This is a genomic window from Mesorhizobium comanense, from assembly GCF_005503535.1.
In the GTDB taxonomy this organism is placed as follows: Bacteria; Pseudomonadota; Alphaproteobacteria; order Rhizobiales; family Rhizobiaceae; genus Mesorhizobium; species Mesorhizobium comanense.
Genome location: NZ_SCNN01000003.1, coordinates 1 through 18962 on the forward strand (window position 1 = coordinate 1; position 18962 = coordinate 18962).

At 63.0% G+C, this 18962-nt stretch carries 21 protein-coding genes; 11 read left to right on the forward strand and 10 right to left on the reverse strand.

Annotated features, from left to right (window positions below):
• Window positions 1–379: 379 nt before the first annotated feature.
• From tauA to FFS37_RS06580, 4 genes are all read left to right on the forward strand, one after another.
• Entirely contained in the window at window positions 380–1393 is a 1014-nt protein-coding gene (tauA, locus tag FFS37_RS06565; RefSeq protein ID WP_137930142.1) for a taurine ABC transporter substrate-binding protein, read from the forward strand.
• A 124-nt stretch (window positions 1394–1517) separates the two neighbouring features.
• On the forward strand, window positions 1518–2291 hold the full coding sequence (locus FFS37_RS06570; RefSeq protein WP_137930143.1) for a taurine ABC transporter ATP-binding protein: 774 nt from the start codon (window positions 1518–1520) through the stop codon (window positions 2289–2291).
• Complete coding sequence (locus FFS37_RS06575; RefSeq protein WP_137930144.1) at window positions 2288–3148, forward strand: ABC transporter permease subunit; 861 nt, start codon at window positions 2288–2290, stop codon at window positions 3146–3148. The genes FFS37_RS06570 and FFS37_RS06575 overlap by 4 nt, the downstream gene beginning before the upstream one ends.
• 19 nt (window positions 3149–3167) lie before the next feature.
• Window positions 3168–3368 (forward strand): hypothetical protein, encoded by a 201-nt coding sequence (locus FFS37_RS06580; protein WP_137930145.1) that lies wholly within the window; start codon window positions 3168–3170, stop codon window positions 3366–3368.
• Window positions 3369–3658: 290 nt separating this feature from the next.
• Here FFS37_RS06580 and FFS37_RS35705 read toward each other — a convergent pair whose 3' ends face one another.
• The gene (locus tag FFS37_RS35705) at window positions 3659–3844 is read right to left on the reverse strand and encodes a hypothetical protein (RefSeq protein ID WP_171026197.1); all 186 of its coding nucleotides are present in this window, start codon (window positions 3842–3844) and stop codon (window positions 3659–3661) included.
• Window positions 3845–4153: 309 nt separating this feature from the next.
• On the opposite strand from FFS37_RS35705, the gene FFS37_RS06590 reads away from it, so the two are divergent.
• The 4 genes from FFS37_RS06590 (at window position 4154) to FFS37_RS06610 (ending at window position 7477) form a co-directional block, all read left to right on the forward strand.
• A complete protein-coding gene (locus FFS37_RS06590) occupies window positions 4154–4522 on the forward strand; it encodes a septal ring lytic transglycosylase RlpA family protein (protein WP_137930146.1) in 369 nt (122 codons plus the stop codon).
• Between the two features lie 278 nt (window positions 4523–4800).
• Window positions 4801–6078 (forward strand): polyhydroxyalkanoate depolymerase, encoded by a 1278-nt coding sequence (locus FFS37_RS06595; protein ID WP_137930527.1) that lies wholly within the window; start codon window positions 4801–4803, stop codon window positions 6076–6078.
• Window positions 6079–6247: 169 nt separating this feature from the next.
• Window positions 6248–6868, forward strand: a complete 621-nt coding sequence (locus FFS37_RS06600; RefSeq protein WP_137930147.1) for a transglutaminase-like cysteine peptidase — start codon at window positions 6248–6250, stop codon at window positions 6866–6868.
• Between the two features lie 357 nt (window positions 6869–7225).
• Window positions 7226–7477, forward strand: coding sequence for a hypothetical protein (locus FFS37_RS06610; protein ID WP_137930148.1), 252 nt, complete (start codon window positions 7226–7228; stop codon window positions 7475–7477).
• A gap of 68 nt (window positions 7478–7545) precedes the next feature.
• Here FFS37_RS06610 and FFS37_RS06615 read toward each other — a convergent pair whose 3' ends face one another.
• The 4 genes from FFS37_RS06615 to FFS37_RS06630 form a co-directional block, all read right to left on the reverse strand.
• Window positions 7546–7914: a helix-turn-helix domain-containing protein gene (locus FFS37_RS06615; protein ID WP_137930149.1), complete on the reverse strand. Its 369-nt coding sequence runs from the start codon at window positions 7912–7914 to the stop codon at window positions 7546–7548.
• Between the two features lie 19 nt (window positions 7915–7933).
• Complete coding sequence (locus FFS37_RS06620) at window positions 7934–8464, reverse strand: Smr/MutS family protein (protein WP_137930150.1); 531 nt, start codon at window positions 8462–8464, stop codon at window positions 7934–7936.
• Window positions 8464–9561: a murein transglycosylase A gene (mltA, locus tag FFS37_RS06625; protein ID WP_137930528.1), complete on the reverse strand. Its 1098-nt coding sequence runs from the start codon at window positions 9559–9561 to the stop codon at window positions 8464–8466. The genes FFS37_RS06620 and mltA overlap by 1 nt, the downstream gene beginning before the upstream one ends.
• Window positions 9562–9633: 72 nt before the next feature.
• On the reverse strand, window positions 9634–10341 hold the full coding sequence (locus FFS37_RS06630; protein ID WP_137930151.1) for a Tim44/TimA family putative adaptor protein: 708 nt from the start codon (window positions 10339–10341) through the stop codon (window positions 9634–9636).
• Between the two features lie 198 nt (window positions 10342–10539).
• On the opposite strand from FFS37_RS06630, the gene FFS37_RS06635 reads away from it, so the two are divergent.
• The 3 genes from FFS37_RS06635 (at window position 10540) to FFS37_RS06650 (ending at window position 14142) form a co-directional block, all read left to right on the forward strand.
• Window positions 10540–11040: an FxsA family protein gene (locus tag FFS37_RS06635; RefSeq protein WP_137930152.1), complete on the forward strand. Its 501-nt coding sequence runs from the start codon at window positions 10540–10542 to the stop codon at window positions 11038–11040.
• 455 nt (window positions 11041–11495) lie between these two features.
• The gene (gene secB, locus FFS37_RS06640; RefSeq protein ID WP_137930153.1) at window positions 11496–12002 is read left to right on the forward strand and encodes a protein-export chaperone SecB; all 507 of its coding nucleotides are present in this window, start codon (window positions 11496–11498) and stop codon (window positions 12000–12002) included.
• A 499-nt stretch (window positions 12003–12501) separates the two neighbouring features.
• Window positions 12502–14142, forward strand: coding sequence for an ABC transporter substrate-binding protein (locus tag FFS37_RS06650; protein WP_137930154.1), 1641 nt, complete (start codon window positions 12502–12504; stop codon window positions 14140–14142).
• A gap of 227 nt (window positions 14143–14369) precedes the next feature.
• Here FFS37_RS06650 and FFS37_RS06655 read toward each other — a convergent pair whose 3' ends face one another.
• The 5 genes from FFS37_RS06655 to FFS37_RS06675 all read right to left on the reverse strand — a co-directional run bounded on the left by FFS37_RS06655 (window position 14370) and on the right by FFS37_RS06675 (window position 18926).
• Complete coding sequence (locus FFS37_RS06655; RefSeq protein WP_137930155.1) at window positions 14370–15038, reverse strand: hypothetical protein; 669 nt, start codon at window positions 15036–15038, stop codon at window positions 14370–14372.
• Window positions 15039–15146: 108 nt separating this feature from the next.
• Window positions 15147–15833, reverse strand: coding sequence for a hypothetical protein (locus tag FFS37_RS06660; RefSeq protein ID WP_137930156.1), 687 nt, complete (start codon window positions 15831–15833; stop codon window positions 15147–15149).
• A gap of 49 nt (window positions 15834–15882) precedes the next feature.
• Entirely contained in the window at window positions 15883–16239 is a 357-nt protein-coding gene (locus FFS37_RS35710; protein WP_232375590.1) for a hypothetical protein, read from the reverse strand.
• A 216-nt stretch (window positions 16240–16455) separates the two neighbouring features.
• Complete coding sequence (locus tag FFS37_RS06670; RefSeq protein ID WP_137930157.1) at window positions 16456–18108, reverse strand: DUF262 domain-containing protein; 1653 nt, start codon at window positions 18106–18108, stop codon at window positions 16456–16458.
• Window positions 18108–18926 (reverse strand): hypothetical protein, encoded by an 819-nt coding sequence (locus tag FFS37_RS06675; protein ID WP_137930158.1) that lies wholly within the window; start codon window positions 18924–18926, stop codon window positions 18108–18110. The genes FFS37_RS06670 and FFS37_RS06675 overlap by 1 nt, the downstream gene beginning before the upstream one ends.
• Window positions 18927–18962 lie beyond the last annotated feature (36 nt).

Below are 18962 nucleotides of genomic sequence, written 5' to 3' on the forward strand. Positions count from 1 at the left end.
GTCACAAACGGCAAAAAGCCAATGGTGGCCATCGCTGCCGTCATGCGAAAGATCGTCGTCACCCTAAACGCTAGGCTCAGAGACGCCACCATTCCTCAGAGTTGATGACGAAGGATGGGTCGCGCTCCAAACACAAAACCCGGCGCGAGGCCGGGCTTTTCAGAAATCCTTTTGGGGTGGGCGCTCTCGGACAGCCATTTCCTGTTCGGTCATCCGGCGATGACGGCGCTTGCAGCCGCCCTATGCGCCCGGTTGCTCCGCCGCCGACAGCTATTTTCCAACAAACCCGGATTCCTTGGAAGGATTTAACTCTACAAGAACGATAGAATTAGCGGACTATCATGAAGCAATCCGGTTTCTCTGTTTCATGGAGCCCTTAATGTCCACCATTTCACGCCGCATTCTCCTCTTGTCGTCGGCTGCCCTTGCCGGCGCCGCCTTCCTCAGCCCGGCCCTGGCCGAAGACCTCAAGATCACCATCGGCTACCAGACGGTGGTCGAGCCCTCCAAGGTGCCGCAGGCCGATGGCGCCTATGAGAAGGCGACCAAGGCCGCCATCGACTGGCGCAAATTCGATTCCGGCGCCGATGTCATCGCCGCCGTCGCGTCCGGCTCGGTCGATATCGGCTATGTCGGGTCGAGCCCGCTGGCCGCGGCGGCAAGCCGTGAACTGCCGATCCAGACCATTTTCGTCGTCGGCCTCATCGGGCCGTCCGAGGCGCTGGTTGCCCGCAACGGCGCCGGCATCGAGAAAGTCGCCGACCTTGCCGGCAAGAAGGTCGCCGTGCCTTTCGTCTCGACCACGCATTACAGCCTTCTCGCCGCGCTCAAGCACGAGAATGTCGATCCGAAGTCGGTTGAGATTCTCAATCTCAGGCCACCGGAAATCGCCGCCGCCTTCGCCCGCGGCGATATCGACGCGGCTTACGTCTGGGATCCGGCGCTCGGCCAGATCAAAACATCAGGCAAGGTGGTGCTGGACTCCTCGCAGGTCGCGGCCTGGGGCGCGCCCACCTTCGACGCCTGGATCGTGCGCACCGACTTCGCCGAGAAGAACCCGGAAGCCGTGCGCGACTTCGTCAAGGTCACCGGCGCCGCCTATGCCGAGTATCTCGCCAAGCCGGAGGCCTGGTCCGTGTCCTCGTCGGAGGCCCAGAAGATCGCGAAGCTCACCGGCGCCAAGGTCGAAGAGGTTCCCGAGCTGCTGAAAGGCTATGTCTTCCCGACCTTGGAAGAGCAGGCCTCCGACAAATTCCTCGGCGGCGGCACGGTCAAGGCGGTCGCGGCGGCATCCGCCTTCCTCAAGGAACAGGGCAAGGTAGACGCCGTGCTGCCAGACTACTCGAAATACGTGACATCGAAATACGTCACCGAGGCGCTGGCCTCGAACTGAGCGCCTGACGCCACCTGAACGCGCGCGGATCTCCTTCCCTGACGCCGCGCGTGCTGCCTGCCCTGGAACCGCTGACGAGGAGCCGTTCCGGGGCAGTCGGATTTCCCCAGATCCGCGAGGACCCATGCCGCATCTCGTGCTCGACAAGGTCTCGATCCATTATGACGGCCAGCCCGCGCCGGCCGTCGAGCGCGTCTCGATCGACGTCGCCAAGGGCGACTTCGTCGTGCTGGTCGGCCGCTCCGGCTGCGGCAAGACCTCGCTGCTCAACGTTGCCGCCGGCCTCGTCACGCCGTCGCGCGGCCAGGCCTCGATCAACGGGCGGGGGATCACCGGACCGGGCTCGGACCGGGCGGTGGTGTTCCAGAACGACGCCCTGTTCCCGTGGCTGACGGCCCGCGAGAATGTCGCCTTCGCCCTTCGCTTGCGCGGGGTCAGGCCGGCCGAGCGGGCGCGGCGCGCCGATGAACTGCTGGCGCTGGTCAAGCTCGGCGATGCCGGCGACAAGCACATCTGGGAACTGTCCGGCGGCATGCGCCAGCGCGTTGGCCTCGCCCGCGCGCTCGCCGCCGAGCCGCAGTTCCTGTTGCTCGACGAGCCGCTTGGCGCACTCGACGCGCTGACGCGCGAGCGCATGCAGACGACGCTGCTCGATCTCTGGACGGCAAGCCATGTCGGCGTGCTGATGGTGACCCACGGCATCGAGGAGGCGCTGGTGCTCGCCACTCGCATCGTCGTGCTGGCGCCTGGCCCGGGGCGTGTGGTGCGCGGCTTCGAGCCGGGCTTCTCCCGGCGCTATGCCGCCGGCGAGCCCGTTCGCTCGATCAAGAGCGATCCGGCCTTCGCCGCGGCGCGCGGCGAACTGACCGACGCCATTTTCGAGGGAGAAGCGGCATGACCATTTCCTCCTACAGCGAGCGGCCCGCCGCCCGGACGGAAACGGCCGACGGATTGTCGGTGCCGTGGTCGCGCCCGAGCGCCAGGCGCAAGGGCGTCTCGGCCCGCATGGTCAGCGCCGTCACCATCCTCCTGTTGCTGGCGGCATGGGCATTGTCGGCCCGCCTGCAACTGGTATCGCCGGTCTTCCTCCCCTCGCCGGTCGCGGTGTGGAACAAGTTCATTGTCGTCATCAAGGACGGCTTCGTCGACGCGACGCTGCTCCAGCATGTCGTCGCCAGCCTGGGCCGGGTGTTCGCGGCCTTGGTCGCCGCCATTCTCGTCGGGGTGCCGGTGGGTCTTGCCATCGGCATCAGCACCGTCGGGCGCGGCATCTTCGATCCGCTGCTCGAATTCCTGCGGCCGATCCCGCCGCTGGCCTACCTGCCGCTGGTCATCATCTGGTTCGGCATCGGCGAACCGTCGAAGATACTGGTGATCGCCATCGCCATGCTGGCGCCGGTCGCGCTCTCGACCGCGTCCGGCGTGCGCGGCGTCTCGCGTGAGCGTGTAAACGCCGCGCGCTCGCTCGGCGCGACGCGGGCTCAAGTGGTCCGCCACGTCGTCCTGCCCAGCGCGCTGCCCTCGATCCTGACCGGCCTGCGCATCGCGCTCGGCGCCGGCTGGTCGACGCTGGTCGCGGCCGAACTGGTCGCGGCGACGCGCGGGCTTGGCTTCATGATCCAGTCGGCCGCCCAGTTCCTGGTCACCGACGTGGTGATCATGGGCATACTGGTGATCGCGGCCATCGCCTTCGTGCTCGAATTCGCCATCCGCAGGATCGAGCGTGCGCTCGTGCCCTGGGCCGGGCGGGAGTAACCGGACAAGGAGAACGATGATGACCCATTCCACCGCCGTGCTGTTCGTCAATCTCGGCAACTGGGTCGGCAACTGGCTGCTTGGGCTCGCGTCCGACAATGAAGAGACAGGCAAGGACGATGCGCGGTCGCCGGCGCCGGTCCGTTTCCAGGCCGGCCGCGAGCGCCTGCCGCCCCGCGACGAAAGTTTCTACTGGGCCTGGCAGTACTGGTCGCATTGAGGGCGTGATTGGGCCTGCCTCCCGAGCCTGCCGTCATTCGTCTGCCGCGCCAGCATATTTTGCTTGGTTGGCCCGATTTACCGCAGCGAAGGGTTTGCCCAGGTGGTTCCCCCACTCCGTCTCGGCTTCGCCGAGCCACCTCTCCCCCCTCCGGAGGGAGAGGAAGGGTGCCTCCCGCGAAAAAGCCTGGTGCCTTTCCTCTCCCCCGTCGATCGGGGGAGAGGTGTCGAGCGAAGCTCGACGGAGTGGGGGTCGACGCCTCACCCTACCCGGCCGATTGGTCCGAAGGCTCACCCGCGCGAACGGTTCGCCCATACCAGCCCGGCCAGGCCGACCAGCATGGTGACCAGGCCGATATGGAGCCATTGCGACTGGCCGGTCATGAAGCTGCCGCCGACCACGCCGACCCCTTGCAACGCCCACAATGCGCCGATGGCCAGGACGATCAGGGCCAGCAGATTTTTCATCAGTCTCATTGACGCGCCTCGCTTTTGAAGTCGATCGCATGCTGCGCCGCGATCCCGGCGAAAGAGCCAAAGGATGTGGCTCGGTTACATCGGATTCTACTTGGATATTAATCCGGTATCTTGTCAAAGCGATCTCGGATATCGGCCGGAAGATCATCGGGAATTGATCATTTTCAGCCGGAAAATCCCTGACAGACTGTTACCCGGTGACTCCAAACGTGTGATCTTGCCTCGGAACGGACAGATGCTTGCCGCATTTCCTGCCTTATTCGCCACCAAACGGCGGGGCCTGTCTGAAAACGGAGCCACCCCTTAAAGATGAAGAACCTGAAACAGACCGCGCTTGTCGCGGTAACGATCGCTGCTGGCCTGATGGTTGGCGCTTCCGCCACCTCGGCAAACGCTGCCGCCGCGCAATGCGGTCGTGCTTCCTGGTATGCGCTGCATTCCAAGACCGCATCCGGCGAGCGCATGAACCCCTCGGCGATGACCGCTGCCCACCGCACGCTGCCTTTCGGCACCAAGCTGCGGGTCACCAACAAGAACAATGGCCGCAGCGTCGTCGTGCGCATCAACGATCGTGGTCCCTTCATCAAGGGTCGCGTGCTCGACCTCTCCAAGGGCGCCGCAGGCCAGCTCGGCTTCATCGGCTCCGGCCAGACCTCCGTCTGTATGGCGCGCATCTGATCTGATCGTCTCTCGGCCATGATCCCTTGCGGATCGCTTTTCGGATCATGGTCGGGCGTGTGGCGCGAAGTCCGTACACATTTCCTACACATTTCGGCACTGCACATTGAGCCGGCTCCGCCGTTCCAGCCGGATTTGCAGGCCTTTGGACGAAAGAACCATTGGTCACGCAAGGTGACGTATTGCATCGCAGCAATTAGTTGTTAACTTCGCCGCGAGACATTAAAGGCTCGGCGCTGCTCGTCGTCCCTTCGGTCGAGGCAGCAGCGGGGTTGTCGATGCTCTACCAGCTCTACGAACTGAACCAGGCTGCCCTGCAGCCGGCCCGGCTTGTCGCCGACGCGGTTCGACTATTCTATTCCAATCCGCTCAACCCGATCTCGCACACGCCCTGGGGCCGCTCGGTCGCGGCCACCGCCGAGCTGTTCGAGCGCACCACGCGCCGCTACGGCAAGCCGGCCTTCGGCCTCGCCAAGACCGTCGTCGACTGGAAAAGCGTCGAGGTCGCCGAGAAGACCGTGTGGTCGAAGCCGTTCTGCAATCTCGTCCGCTTCGAGCGCGCCGTGCCTGCCGGGCGCAAGGCCGATCCCAAGCTTCTGATCGTGGCGCCGATGTCTGGTCATTATGCGACGCTGCTGCGCGGCACGGTGGAAGCCATGCTTCCCTATGCCGACGTCCACATCACCGATTGGGTCGATGCCCGCATGGTGCCGCTGGCCGAGGGCAGCTTCGACCTCGACGACTATATCGATTACGTCATCGACATGCTGCGCACACTGGGGCCCGACACCCATGTCATGGCCGTGTGCCAGCCTTCCGTGCCGGTGCTGGCGGCGGTGGCGCTGATGGAGAGCAGGGGCGATCCCTTCGTTCCTTCGACGATGACGCTGATGGGCGGCCCGATCGATACCCGCCGCAACCCGACCGCGGTCAACCTGCTGGCCGAGGAGAAGGGCATCGACTGGTTCCGCGACAATGTCGTGATGCGCGCGCCCTGGCCGGTGCCGGGCTTCGGCCGCGAGGTCTATCCGGGCTTCCTGCAGCTCTCCGGCTTCATGAGCATGAACCTCGACCGCCACATCATCGCCCACAAGGACTTCTTCATGAACCTTGTGAAGCATGACGGCGACAATGCCGAGAAGCACCGCGACTTCTACGACGAGTATCTGGCCGTCATGGACCTGACGGCGGAGTTCTACCTGCAGACCGTCGACACCGTCTTCGTGCGCCATGCCTTGCCCAAGGGCGAGATGACGCATCGCGGCACCAGGATCGACCCGTCCGCCATCCGCAACGTCGCCTTGTTCACGGTCGAGGGCGAGAACGACGACATTTCCGGTATCGGCCAGACCAGGGCCGCGCAGGATCTGTGCGTCAATATCCCGGCCGACAAGAAGGCCCACTACATGCAGCCGGCGGTCGGCCATTACGGCGTCTTCAATGGCTCGCGCTTCCGCTCCGAGATCGTGCCGCGTATCGTCGACTTCATCACCAGCTATGGCCGCCAGAACCGCGTCGCCGTGAAGCCGAAACTGGTGCGCGCCGCCAGGCGGTAGCCAGATCCCGGCCGGATTGGCGGAGGAAGCCGCCAGCCCCGGCTCTGTTGCGCCGGGGACGCTACGCCTCGCCCGCGGGTAACCATGCCGCAAATCAGACCGTCGTTGTAATTGACACGGGCTGTAGATCACCCTTAACGTTTCGTTAACAACAGGGTGAGCGGGGACAATGAATTCCTCAACAATGGCGAGAAGGCTGCGTCTTTGCGTGGCTGCTGCCTGTCTGGCGGCGACGGGCGGCTGGGTGGCGCCGGCAATGGCCGCCGGCGCGATGGCGACCGGAGGCCCGACCTCGCAGCCGATCGGACACTATGATTTCTGCAAGCTCCACCCCGGGGAATGCTCGATCCGTCCGGGCAATCTGGCGCCGGCCAGGATGACCAGCGGGCTGATGCGCAAGCTTTCCAGCGTCACTGCCAGGGTCAACGCGGCCGTCAAGCCGATGAGCGACATGGATATCTACGGCAAGGACGAGGTCTGGGCCTATCCCGACAGGGGTGTCGGCGACTGCGAGGACTACGTTCTGGAGAAGCGCCGCCGGCTGTCCCATATGGGCATATCGCTGTCCGACCTGCTCATCACCGTGGTGCGCAAGCCCGACGGCGAAGGCCACTCCGTGCTGACGGTGCGCACCGACAAGGGCGACTACGTGCTCGACAATCTCAACGACAAGGTCAAGGCCTGGGACCAGACCGGCTACCGCTTCCTGAAGCGGCAGGCGATCGACAACACCGGCCGCTGGGTCTCGATCCGGGGCGGCCAGCAGGTGCTGGTCGGATCGGTGCAGTAGGCGGCGAGTGCGCTCGCGGTCCCGCGACGTGCTTTCAGCAAATAGCAGAGGCTAGCGCCGCCCCTCATTGCCCTGCCGGGCATTTCTCCCGGTATAGGGACGGGGAGAAAGACGCCGTCATCGCCGTTTTCGCAATCGTCAAGGTCATGAAACAAGCGCGGCTGCGCGGCTGTTCCCCTCTCCCCGTCACTGTACGGGGAGAAGGTGCCGGCAGGCGGATGAGGGGCAGCGCTGACATGGGCCGCCGCGCACCTCGCACCATCCCTCCGAAAAATTTCCGCGTCTCTCCGTGAACCATTTCCGTCTGCCCGGCGACACACAGCCGTGAACGACGAAACCCAACCATGGAGACTTCAAATGACTGCTTTCCTGCGCAACACCTTCCTCGCCGCCGTCGCCGTATCGGCCTTCGCCGGATCGGCCCTGGCCGACCAGACCGTCAGCTGCTCCCACACCAATCTCAACGACCTGTGGGCCGGCCGCTGTTGCGGCACCGCCGGCGCATCGGACTGCCTGGGCGGCGGCAACGGCGGCCGTGGCGATCACAACGACAATGGCGGCCGCGGCTCGAATGGCGGCAGCACCAATGGCGGAGCCGGCAAGCCCTGACCTTGCCGCGGTCAGCCCGCGATTTCGTGAAACAAGGAACCTGGCCTGATCTGACGCGACCCGTCAGGTCAGGCCCGCCTGCCGAGAGCCGCCCGCACCGACGTGGTGATGGCCCGAAGTGCGGCCTCGTCCAGCTTCTCGATGTTCTCGGCCAGAAGGTTGGCGAGTTCGGTGGCGGCCGGCGAAAGCCCCGACGTGTCGAGCCTGACGCGCGGATGCGACGCCTCTGCCAGTCGCGCCAGTTCCTCGGCATCGTCCCAGATGATGTTGAAATAGCCGATGATCTTCTGGATCAGCGTCCAGGTCGGCGCGCCGCGCCGGCCATGCTCGAGCGCCGACAGATAGGCGGCACTGACGCCGATGGCCGCCGCCATGTCCTTCTGGCTGACGCCGCGCTCGGCGCGCAGCGCCCGCAGCCTCTCGCCGAACGGGGTCATGCCCCTGTCCTCCGCGCCCTCATGCGCGCACCCGCCGCAGCCTGACATAGAGCGCGCCCGAACCGCCATGGTTGCGGGCGGCGTGGTCGTGGCTGGAAACAAGCGGCCGGAAGGCGGGCGTCGCCAGCCAGGCCGGCACCGCGCGCCGCAGCACGCCGTCGCCGCCGGAGGAAGAACCCTTGCCGGTGATGATCAGCACATAGCGGATGCCGCCGGCATGCGCCCGGTGCAGGAACGAGAACAGCAGCGAATAGGCCTCGTCCTGCGTCATGCCGTGCAGGTCGACGCGGCCCTCGATCGGCAGCCGGCCCTTCGACAGTTTGTCCAGCGTCGGTTCGTCGAGACGCTGCGTGACATGCTGCGCCTTCGGTTTTGCCGCACCCGTCGCATTGGCGATGGGCTGGGCCGGCTGCGCCGTCGCCGGCCTGGCGTCGACGGCCAGGTCGGGAATGTCCACGGACATCCTGCCCTTGAGCGGCTTGGCGGTGCGCGCCACCAGGTTCCACAGTACCCGGTCGTCCTCGCTCAACCTGTCCGGGCGCTTGCTCATCATGCGCCTCCGGCGAGCGTGCGCGGCACCAGCGCGTAGAACTCGGCCGCATTGCGCACCACGCCGGCGATCTCGCCGGCGGCATCGCCGGAGCCGGCGAACAGGTCGCCCCGCGCCGGCCCCGTGATGGCCGAGCCGGTGTCCTGCGCGATCATCAGCCGTCGGAACGGCTTTCCGTCGAAGGCGGTCAGCGTCGGCGCGTCGATATGGAAGGGCGTGCCGAATGTGTGCAGCAGCCGGTCGACCGCCATCGAGCGACCCGGCGTCAGCGGCACCTTGGCGGCGGCGATCGGGCCGAGGCTGGCCTGCGCCACCTCAGCCTCGCGGAAGAAGATGTAGGAGCGGTTCTGCCACAGGATCTCGTCGACGCGCTCCGGATGCGCCTTGAACCAGGCGCGGATCGACTGCATCGTCACCGCGGCGAGCGGGATTTCGCCTGCTTCACTCAGCACCTTGCCCGGTCCGGTGAAGCGCTGGCCCGATTTGGCGGCGTAGGTGACGCGGCAAAGCCGGCCGTCGGTCATGACGAGCCGCGCCGCGCCCTGCACATGGATGAAGAAGGCGTCGACCTTGTCGGCCAGCCAGGCGATCTCGAGGCCCTTACCGGCCAAAGCGCCGCGCTCGATCGCGCCGCGGTCGAAATATTCGGCGAGCCCGTCGCGCGTCCGGCGCGCGAAGGCGAGATAGGCGTCCATGCCCGCGGGCCGGTTCGCATCGTCGACATCGACGAGATCGGCGGGCCGCGACAGAAGCGGCACGGTGAAACGCGCCGTGCGCACCGGCGAGGCCTCGACCTGCGGTTCGTAGAAGCCGGTGACGAGGCCCGTGCCGGTCTCGGAGCGCACCAGCATCGGCGCGAAATGCCGTTCGAAGAAGGCCCGTGCCTGTGCTCCATCTTGCGGCGGCGCTTCACGCGCCTGCGCATAGGCGTCGGCGAAGGCGCCGAAGGCGACGCCGAGCGCGCCGCTGCGATAAGGCTTGGTCAGGATGTGGAAGGCCGAGCGACGGAACGCCTCGAAGGCGGGCAGATGGTCGTCGCCGGCCCAGCCGGGCAGATCGGCGAAGGTCTTCGCCGCCAGCAGCGGCGAGAGCGACACTCCGGCATCCCCGCTGCTATGCATGTCGTTATCCCGGAACCGTTGCCCGCTTCCGGGCGACATGCATCGACCTCAGTCTTCTTCTTCGGTGGCGACGAGCTTCCAGTTCGGATCGCGCGAGCGCGTGTCGCGGGCGAAGGTCCAGACATCCTTGACCTCGGCCACTGTTTCGGGGTCGCCGTCGATGACCGTCCCGGCCTTGTCGCGCGTCGCCGAGATCAGCTCGCTGATGATGCGCAGCGTGACATGGGCCTCGCCATTCTTCATCTCGGCCGAGACGATGTCGGCCTTGTCGATGCCGACGAAGGAGGACTGGATCTTTTCCGACTTGGCCTCGCGTTCGCCGATCGCGGCGACGAAGCCGTCATAGACCTCGCGCGACAACAGGTTCTTCAGCGTCTTGCGGTCGCCGTCGGCGTAGGCCATGACGATCATCTCGTAGGCCATCTTGGCGCCGTCGACGAAACCCTTCGGCTCGAAGGACGCATCGCTGTCCTTGATCGCGCGCAGCCCCTTGTTGAGGTCGGTGTCGGGCGCGGCGAAGGCGTCGATCGCCGCATAGGTGTCCGCCGCCGGCTCTCCCGGCAGCCGCTTGCGCGGCAGGGAAACGACATTCTCGGCCTTCTGGGCGGCGTCCTTGTCGGCCGTACGCGACGCGGAATAGGGGTCGAAAGGCGGCCTTTCGCTACCGGTCCGACGGCCCAGCACATTGCGCAGTTGGAAAAAGATCACCACCGCCGCGATCAGGAAGAAAATCGTGCCGAAGTCGAAGAATCCCATATCTTCCGCCAATCAATCCCTGCCTCTTGGCCGGACCGCCAGGCCGGAGGCCCACGGTCGCATAGCGTTCAACATTCAAAGCATATAGAACGCAAGGCGCAATCATTCAAATCAAAGGCAGGCATACCTATCTAACAGGCCCAGTGCCAGCGGCGATTGGTCGCCGCCGGGCAAAACATCGAACCGATCGGTCCAGATTTGCGCATTTCGCTGCTTCCCTTCTTTCTCCTCGCGCTTCCGCTGCTGGAAATCGCCGGTTTCGTCATCGTCGGCCGCGAGGTCGGCGCGCTGGCGACGGTCGGCCTGGTGCTGGCCTCCAGCATCGCCGGCGTGCTTCTGCTCCGCTACCAGGGTTTCGGCGTCATGGCCCGCATCCGCGCCGAGATGGCCGCCGGCCATAACCCCAGCCGCCACCTGGCGCACGGCGCCATGATCGTGGTGGCCGCGATCCTGCTGATCATCCCCGGCTTCATCACCGACATTATCGGCCTGCTGCTGTTTGTGCCGCCGGTGCGCGACTTTGCCTGGAGCCGGTTCAAGGGCCGCATCGTGGTGGCCACCAATTTCTCGGCCGGCGGCTTTCGCGGCCGCGGCCGCGACAAGGTCATCGACCTCGAAGACGGCGACTATTCGCGCGAGGACGATTTCAAGCGCGGGCCGGACCACAATTCGCCCTGGCGGCGCCTGAAGGACGACTAGGTCGCGCTTCCGGCCTGCTTCCGAGCTTTGGCGCAGTCCCAGCCGGGCTCCTTTCCTCTCCCTCCGGAGGGGGGAGAGGTGGCTCGGCGAAGCCGAGACGGAGTGGGGGAATTGCCTGGCAACCGCCGCGAACGGATATTGAAAAGCGACTAAGACGCAGGCCTTGCTTCGCCTTACGGTCAACGGGTTCGACCCCCACTCCGTCGAGCTTCGCTCGACACCTCTCCCCCGATCGACGGGGGGAGAGGAAGGGCGCTCTTCCGCAACGGCTATGGAGGACGGGCAGCCAGGTGAGGGGCAGCGCTGACTTTGGCGATTGACCCCACCCACAAAAGGTCGGCGCCGTCGCCTCGGATCACAAGGCGGCAAACCTTGTCTTGTCATGTCGGCCATGCTAGCCAACCCCCGATTTCAATTCGGTCAGCAAAGCTGCCCAGGGGAAAAGGAAAAGGCTCATGGCCAGCAATGACGACGCGCCGACCGGCGCGGCCAACGGAAACGGCAACGCGGGCGCGCAGCCGTCGCTCAACGTTCTGGCCCAGTATGTGAAGGACCTGTCCTTCGAAAGCCCCGGCGCGCCGAACTCGCTGCGCGGCCGCGACAAGGCCCCCGGCATCGCCATCAACGTCAACGTCAACGCCAACCCGCTTTCCGACAAGCAGTTCGACGTCAACCTGACGCTGAACGCCAAGGCCTCCTTCGACCAGGAAGTGCTGTTCAACGTCGAGCTGGTCTATGGCGGCGTCTTCGCCATTTCGGGCTTCCCGCAGGAGCACATGCTGCCGATCCTGTTCATCGAATGCCCGCGCCTGCTGTTCCCCTTCGCGCGCCAGATCATCGCCGAGGCCACCCGCAATGGCGGCTTCCCGCCGCTGATGCTCGACCCGATCGACTTCGCGCAGATGTTCCAGCAGAAGATCGCCGAGGACCAGGCCGCCGCGTCGAAGGTCCAGGTCAGCTGATTTCAGCCTGAACGGATTGCTTGAAAAACCCGGCCTTGCGCCGGGTTTTTTGTTGCCGCGGCGCACTGTCCTCGGCAAGGGCTGGCGGGACAGCACCCCTCTCTGGCCTGCCGGCCATCTCCCCCGCAAGGGGGGAGATTGGATGTCACGCCGGGTTTCGCCAATCGCCGATGATGAGACGCTGTCCGCGAAGCTGCCGATCTCCGCCCTTGCGGGGGAGATGCCCGGCAGGGCAGAGGGGGGTGTGACGGAGCTCGGCGTGGACAGAGCTCTTCTGGACCGCCCGCTCGTGAGCGGCACCCTACGGAACACCGCACAACTCCTGCGGATTCCAGAACACTTCCCAGTGTAACCCAGCCCTATCATCGCCGCCTCAGGCAATGGCTCCCCGGCGGTCGCGGCCGCCCTCGCGTAGGCGATCCGCCGGGGCGCGCCTGCTTCCGTGCGTGCCGGCTTCCCGCGCTTCGGGCGGCGCGCGCCAACAAACAGGGGAACGACGATGAAATTCATGCTGACCGACAGGAAACTGCATCCGCGCGCCAGGCCATTGGCCGACGATTTCAGGAAGGGCGGCGTCAGCCGCCGCGAATACCTGGCGCTCATGGCCGGCCTCGGCGTCAGCGCCGCCGGCGCCTTGGCGCTGGGCGGGCTCGCCGCGCCGCCCGCCCGCGCCGCCGAGCCGAAGAAGGGCGGCACGCTGCGCGTCGCCATGAACGTCAAGGGTTTCAAGGACCCGCGCACCTTCGACGGCGTCGAGATGTCCAACGTCGCGCGCCACTGCAATGAATATCTGGTGCGCTGGAACACGGATTTCTCCTTCGAGCCCTGGCTCCTGGAAAAGTGGGAGATGAGCGACGACGCCAAAACGCTCACGCTGCATGTGCGCAAGGGCATCACCTGGTCGAATGGCGACACCTTCAACGCCGAGGACGTCGTCCACAACCTCACCCGCTGGTGCGAGGCCGGCGTCGCCGGCAATTCGGTCGCCGCGCGCATGGGCGCGCTGGTCAATGCCGACACCAAGAAGGTGGTCGACGGCGGCATCGAGAAGGTCGACGACCACACCATCAAGCTCAATTTGCCGAAACCCGACATCTCGCTGATCGCCGGCATGGCCGATTATCCCGCGCTCGTCATGCACCGCTCCTATGATGGCGGCGGCGACCCGATGAAGGCACTCGCCATCACCACGGGCCCCTGTGAACTGGTGAAATGGGACGCCGAGACGGGCGCGGAGGTGAAGCGCAAGGACAAGCCCTGGTGGAAGGGCGAGTTCTGGCTCGATGGCATCCAGTGGATCGACTACGGCTCCGACCCCAACGCCATGCTGTCGGCCTTCGAATCCGGCGAGATCGACACCGACCACGAAACCACGGCCGACGCCGTCTCGCAGACCGAGAAGATGGGGTTGAAGAATTCCGAGATCGCCACCGGCTCCACCATCGTCGCCCGCTTCAATGTCGGCAACGCGCCCTATGACGACGTCAAGGTGCGCCGCGCCGCCCAGCTTGCCGTCGACAATTCCGCGGTGCTGAAGCTCGGCCTCGACGGCCGCGGCAAACCCGCCGACAACCATCATGTCGGCCCCATGCACCCCGAATATGCCGATATCGGCCCGGCCAGGCGCGACGTCGAGGCGGCGAAGACGCTGCTGAAGGAAGCCGGCAAATCAGACCACGAGTACGAGCTGATCTCGGTCGACATCGAATGGCAGAAAAGCACGGCCGATGCGATTGCCGCGCAGATCCGCGAGGCCGGCCTCAAGATCAAGCGCACCGTGCTGCCCGCCGCCACCTTCTGGAACGACTGGAGCAAGTTCCCCTACTCCTGCACCGAATGGCTCGGCCGCCCGCTTGGCGTCCAGGTGCTGGCGCTCGCCTACAAGTCCGGCGCCGCGTGGAACGAAAGCGCCTATGCCAACAAGGAGTTCGACGAGCTGCTCGACAAGGCGCTCGCCATGCCCGACGCCAAGGCCCGCAAGGAGATCATGGCCGGCATCGAGAAGAATCTGCGCGATTCCGGCATCATCATCCAGCCCTACTGGCGCTCCGTCTACCGGACGTATCGCAAGGGGGTGGAGGGATGCGAACAGCACCAGGCGCTGGAGCAGCATTTCGAGAAGGTCTGGATCGAGGGGTGAGGCGCCGACGCTTCTTGCCTTCTCCCCTTGTGGGAGAAGGTGGATTGCCGCGAAGCGGCAAGACGGATGAGGGGTGCGCCACGGAGTGGGGCGTTGGTATCCAAGGCTGAGATTTTCCGACGGTTGACCGCAGCGCCAGGCTGGAACACCCCTCATCCGTCTCGGCGCTGACGCGCCGATCCACCTTCTCCCGCAAGGGGAGAAGGAAGAGGCGTCAGCGCCCGCCCCTACCGCCCCAACTTAACCCCAGGCGCCAGCCGCCGGATCGCCGCCATCATCTCGGCTTCCGAAATATCCAGCGACGACATCTCCATATGCACGGTGTGCCCGCCGCCCGGCAGCATCAGGCCCACCGCATTGGCGCTGGAATATTTGATCGCCTCCGGCAGCGGCCCGGTCAGCTCGAAATTCACCAGCGTCGGCCCGCCATGGTTGCCATGCACCAGCCCGGCGCTGCGCACCGTCTCCCACGGCACCAGCACATCACCGGCGCGCTTGTCGCGAAATCCCTTGGCATCCAGCGTGACCTGAACCCCGCTGTCGAACCCGCTGCCCGCCTTGTACAGCCCCCAGCCAAGGCAGCCGAGGGCGAAGAGGATGAGCAGAAACACCGGCCCGCGCGTCATGTCGGACGAAATCGCGCGAAACGCCAGAACGCCGGCAACCGCCGCGCCGATGAACGGCGCGATGATTTGAAATGTGTTGCTGGAGGCGCTGTTGCGGATCTCGACGGGGGCGGACATGGCTGGAGTGAAGCGCAACGACACCAAACTGTCGAGAGCAGCCGGCGAACCGCGTCCTTCCCTTCCCCCCTTGTGGGGGAAGGTGGCCTCGCGAAGCGAGGTCGGATGAGGGGTGCTCCAGCTTGGCGCCACGTCAGCCACAAGCAGATTCACTACGCCTTACTCCGCTGGAACACCCCTCAACCGTCTCGGCGCTGACGCGCCGATCCACCTTCTCCCACAAGGGGAGAAGGTCAGCAGCGTCCAAGCCTTGGACGCCCGCTAGCTCTCGACCGCTTCTTGCGAGGAGGCCCGCTCCCGGCAGAAATACAGGATCGCCAGCATCACCACGGCGACCAGAATGCTGTAGTAGATCGATATGCGCGCGTAGGCCTCGGCCTTTTCCAGGGGAAACTCGCGACCGGCCGCGTTCGCGCGGGCCATCATCGAGGCGATCAGCGCATCATGCGAAAACAACTGATTTATCGCGGCCAGCGGCACGCTCGATGCCGCCATCACGGCGTTGTAGAGTTTTGCCCTGGGCTCGAACCGCAGCAGCATCGCGCCGCACCAGCAGCAAAGACAGCCGTAAAGCGTAACCGCCGCAATTTTCAGCGGCGTCTGCTCCACCATGAACAGGAAAGGCATGCCGTGGTCGGGAACGGTCTGGTTGAGAAGCGTCAACAGACCGGAAATGAGGCTCACCGTGCCCAACACAAGGTTCGGCCACTGACGCTGGCCTGCAGGCTTCTCGTCAAGCGCGTAGGCCAGCAGCCATTCGCCCAAGGAAGCGTTGGTCAGCCGAGCCACGGTGAGTAGAAGCGTCACGACCAACGCGCAGCCCGCCCCGGACAGCGGCTGGCCGAGAACCATCTCGGCGACGCCGAGCCGGTTGGCCAGTGCAACGGCCACGCCGATCCAGGCGGCATCGATGCAAAGGCTGAAGAATGCCACGACATATTTGCGCAATTTGAAATCCCCCAAAGGAGCTAAATGTATTGCGCTTGTCAGTTGCTCATCAATCGCATTTCAGCAGCGTCCAGATCCAGCCGTTGAAGGTCAGCACCAGGAACGGATAGCCGGCCGCCGGCAGGGGCGAGGATGTGGGCAGAAGCGGCGCGCCCCAGAGGATCATCAAGGACGAGACGACGAAGAGCGCGGCGGCGACGAAGGCGGTGAGCCGCATCCACAGCGCGAAGGTGGCTTGCGCGCTGACCATGACGAGCCCCGCCGCCCATAGCGCGATGCTGTCACCATAGGAAGGCACGCCGGCCGGCAAGCCCGCCGCATTGCCGGCCAGAAGCAGCGCCTCGCCGGCAAGGAAGGTGAGGAAGCCCGCTGCGACGCAGTCATTGCCCAGCCGCTGGTATTTCATGGTGAACAGCGCGGTGGCAACACGAGCGTCGCGCCGTCAATCGTCCAAAAAGGGTTTCACGGAGCGAGGCGCTGGCGACGAATGTGCCGGCGAGGCCGAAGGCGCCATCGTGTGCCACCGACGATGGGGCGACGCCTTTGGCTCGGTAGGTGTGGGACTCGCCGCGCAGAAATTTTCTGCTGCGAGCGCTCTCACGGCGGCGCAATTTTGCGTTGGCTAGATTGGCTCCTCCAACTCGTGAGTCGCGAACTCGATGTTCGCCATATTGCCAGTGCTCTTTCTTAAAAACTCCCCAATCTGTATATTTCGATTCGAGTAATACTCATGATAACCCGTAGCAATCATATTATCTATGTCATCAATTTGAGCGCGGAGAAGATTTGTTAAATCGTTCCATTTGCAGTAATCTAACGTTTCTTTCGCCGACATCCTGTTTATCGCTGCGACATGCGCTCTTGGAACCAAGACGGCGTTCAATAGACTCCTATAGTAATCGATGAACTGGTTTTCATCTATACCGAAGTCCATGACAGAAGGTACCTCTTGACGGGCGTATACGAAAGCCACCTCTAACTCATCGACCATAAAATCATCAATAGCCATCGCGCCAGATTTCAGTATACCCGCAGCAAGGATACAAGATACACCGGCCCAAAGAGCTTTTGCATTTCGCTTGTTCGCCGCGTATAGATCAACGTGCGCAATGTCTCGGAATAACCTTTCCTGCTCTCCAGATTTTAACGCTCGGTAGTGCGACACCAGCCTAGTATTGGATGCGACATCAAACGACCTGTCGAAGGTAGATTGCCAAAACCAATTCCCAATCTCGGACTCAGACGGTTGCATAAGACCATCCATATCAAGAGCTGTTAGCAATGCTATTGATGCCTGATAAGGAACGAACTCCTCCTTTACGGCCGCGCATCTTGATTGAAGAAACTCGATCGCATTATTCGCCGATTGGCCGGCCTTCGCCCACGAATTGTGAACTGCTGACCGCTCAAGCGCGAGCACCGACGACTTTCGAATATCAGCGTTTTCACGAAGAGCAATGGCCTGCAAAAGAGGCATCCCATCATCACCCAGAAAGGCGCTAACCTTTGGATATTGTTCGCGTAACTCTATCCAACGATCTCTTAGATTCCAGTCTGGCCTGAAGGTCTTCGCAACCATCAGATCAAACGCGCTTAGTTTCAAACCCGTGCGATTAACTCGCTCAAAAATGCGCGCAATAGCCTCGGGCTCCAGCGAGCTTTCCAAAATCACCGCGGGAAACTCATACTCATGAACTGCACTGAGATTTCGCGTGTAAAATTCGGTCAATCTCTTCTTGATGTCGGCGCGCAAGACCAGCGGGGAATACTCAACGACCTCGTCTCGCCACTCAAAAAAATCTGAAGCTGTCTTCAGCACGGAAATGGGCAGGATGTGCTCCTTGGCCTGGCTCTCAATAGTCGAGAGCCGCTTCTTTTCCCAAGTGTTTCGAGAAAAGGAAACGATCCTATCATCAAGCTCATTTCGCTCGTCGAGCGTCCAATCAACGGCGTATAATACATCGCCCTTTTCAAAGAAGGCGTGGTAGAGGGACGTAAGCCGCTGCTGGCCGTCTAAAATGGCGTAAGATGGCTCCAGAGCGACGTCTGGACCGCCCTCCAGCGAGCGAAGATGAAATATCTCTTTTCGCGCATCGAGCAGCAAAAGGCTACCTGCCGGCCATCCTGAGAATACTGTGACCAGAAGCTCCTTTACGTCCGATTCAGACCAGTCGAAGTCGCGTTGGAAGTCCGGAATCGCGATTTCTCCGGCATTGATCGCATCCATCAAACGACGAATATGCATCATCTGCACATTTGAGCCAGACTGACGCATCACTGCACCTCATTCTCAAAATGAGTTCCGCTGACAAGGCAGGTATCAAACTGCTCTAAGAACCAATTGCTCGGGTATGATTGCATGTTTCCTGAAAAAATAGTGTAGAAGCTTTTTTCTTTAGGAATGTGTCCAACTGCAGTATTCAGGACCACCACGATAGTCCCGTCAATAATGCAAATCATGTACTTTGGGATCTCGTCGAGGTACTTTATCGAAACTTTTGATCCGGCCTTTAACTCATTCTTCTTTCGGGAAATGTTCCACTTTGCTTCTATGTCAGTAGCTGCCTGAGTAATGGACTTTCGTAACAATTCCACGTCTCGAGCAACGGCCAGAGAAAGCTGATTGATATAATCCTTATCAGGGTCGGGTATTAGAATTTCAATATTGACTATCTTACTCTTACCTGCTTGAGCTATTATATGCCAGTTGTCTGAGATCCAATTTTCAGGGTCAAGCATCATGAGCCGATAGCTTCCCTTCTCTGTCAACAACTCCTTCCAAGAGAGATCCGCATTTGGGCCAACATCTATGACTTGATTTGCGGAGATAGAGCTCTCGATGCCGACGAGCTTTAGCAACTCCCTCTGAAGTTGGCGGCGTAATATCAGATCGAATACAATGGAAATGATTCCAATTGAAATTACTGCGGACGCCAGGGCAGCCCCGATCGGCAACCAAAATGGATCAAAATATCGAACAGAGATATAGTTGAGAGCAAATCCTAAAAGCGTAGCAATTGTTGCTGAAACAAGCGTCTTTAAATTTGATGCTTCTCGAGCCAAATCTAAACCGTTGTGTTTAGAATTCCCCATTGTCCCCGCCCACAAAACCAGTGACCCACGTCACCA

What these genes read in the sequence shown, in the direction of transcription:
- FFS37_RS06670 (WP_137930157.1), bottom strand. Translation starts at nt 18,108, where the DNA reads ATGCGTCAGTCTGGCTCAAATGTGCAGATGATGCATATTCGTCGTTTG.
- FFS37_RS06595 (WP_137930527.1), top strand. Translation starts at nt 4,801, where the DNA reads ATGCTCTACCAGCTCTACGAACTGAACCAGGCTGCCCTGCAGCCGGCC.
- FFS37_RS35710 (WP_232375590.1), bottom strand. Translation starts at nt 16,239, where the DNA reads ATGAAATACCAGCGGCTGGGCAATGACTGCGTCGCAGCGGGCTTCCTC.
- FFS37_RS06575 (WP_137930144.1), top strand. Translation starts at nt 2,288, where the DNA reads ATGACCATTTCCTCCTACAGCGAGCGGCCCGCCGCCCGGACGGAAACG.
- FFS37_RS06600 (WP_137930147.1), top strand. Translation starts at nt 6,248, where the DNA reads ATGAATTCCTCAACAATGGCGAGAAGGCTGCGTCTTTGCGTGGCTGCT.
- FFS37_RS06675 (WP_137930158.1), bottom strand. Translation starts at nt 18,926, where the DNA reads ATGGGGAATTCTAAACACAACGGTTTAGATTTGGCTCGAGAAGCATCA.
- FFS37_RS06620 (WP_137930150.1), bottom strand. Translation starts at nt 8,464, where the DNA reads ATGAGCAAGCGCCCGGACAGGTTGAGCGAGGACGACCGGGTACTGTGG.
- FFS37_RS06570 (WP_137930143.1), top strand. Translation starts at nt 1,518, where the DNA reads ATGCCGCATCTCGTGCTCGACAAGGTCTCGATCCATTATGACGGCCAG.
- secB (WP_137930153.1), top strand. Translation starts at nt 11,496, where the DNA reads ATGGCCAGCAATGACGACGCGCCGACCGGCGCGGCCAACGGAAACGGC.
- FFS37_RS06650 (WP_137930154.1), top strand. Translation starts at nt 12,502, where the DNA reads ATGAAATTCATGCTGACCGACAGGAAACTGCATCCGCGCGCCAGGCCA.
- FFS37_RS06610 (WP_137930148.1), top strand. Translation starts at nt 7,226, where the DNA reads ATGACTGCTTTCCTGCGCAACACCTTCCTCGCCGCCGTCGCCGTATCG.
- FFS37_RS06630 (WP_137930151.1), bottom strand. Translation starts at nt 10,341, where the DNA reads ATGGGATTCTTCGACTTCGGCACGATTTTCTTCCTGATCGCGGCGGTG.
- tauA (WP_137930142.1), top strand. Translation starts at nt 380, where the DNA reads ATGTCCACCATTTCACGCCGCATTCTCCTCTTGTCGTCGGCTGCCCTT.
- FFS37_RS35705 (WP_171026197.1), bottom strand. Translation starts at nt 3,844, where the DNA reads ATGAGACTGATGAAAAATCTGCTGGCCCTGATCGTCCTGGCCATCGGC.
- FFS37_RS06615 (WP_137930149.1), bottom strand. Translation starts at nt 7,914, where the DNA reads ATGACCCCGTTCGGCGAGAGGCTGCGGGCGCTGCGCGCCGAGCGCGGC.
- FFS37_RS06590 (WP_137930146.1), top strand. Translation starts at nt 4,154, where the DNA reads ATGAAGAACCTGAAACAGACCGCGCTTGTCGCGGTAACGATCGCTGCT.
- FFS37_RS06580 (WP_137930145.1), top strand. Translation starts at nt 3,168, where the DNA reads ATGACCCATTCCACCGCCGTGCTGTTCGTCAATCTCGGCAACTGGGTC.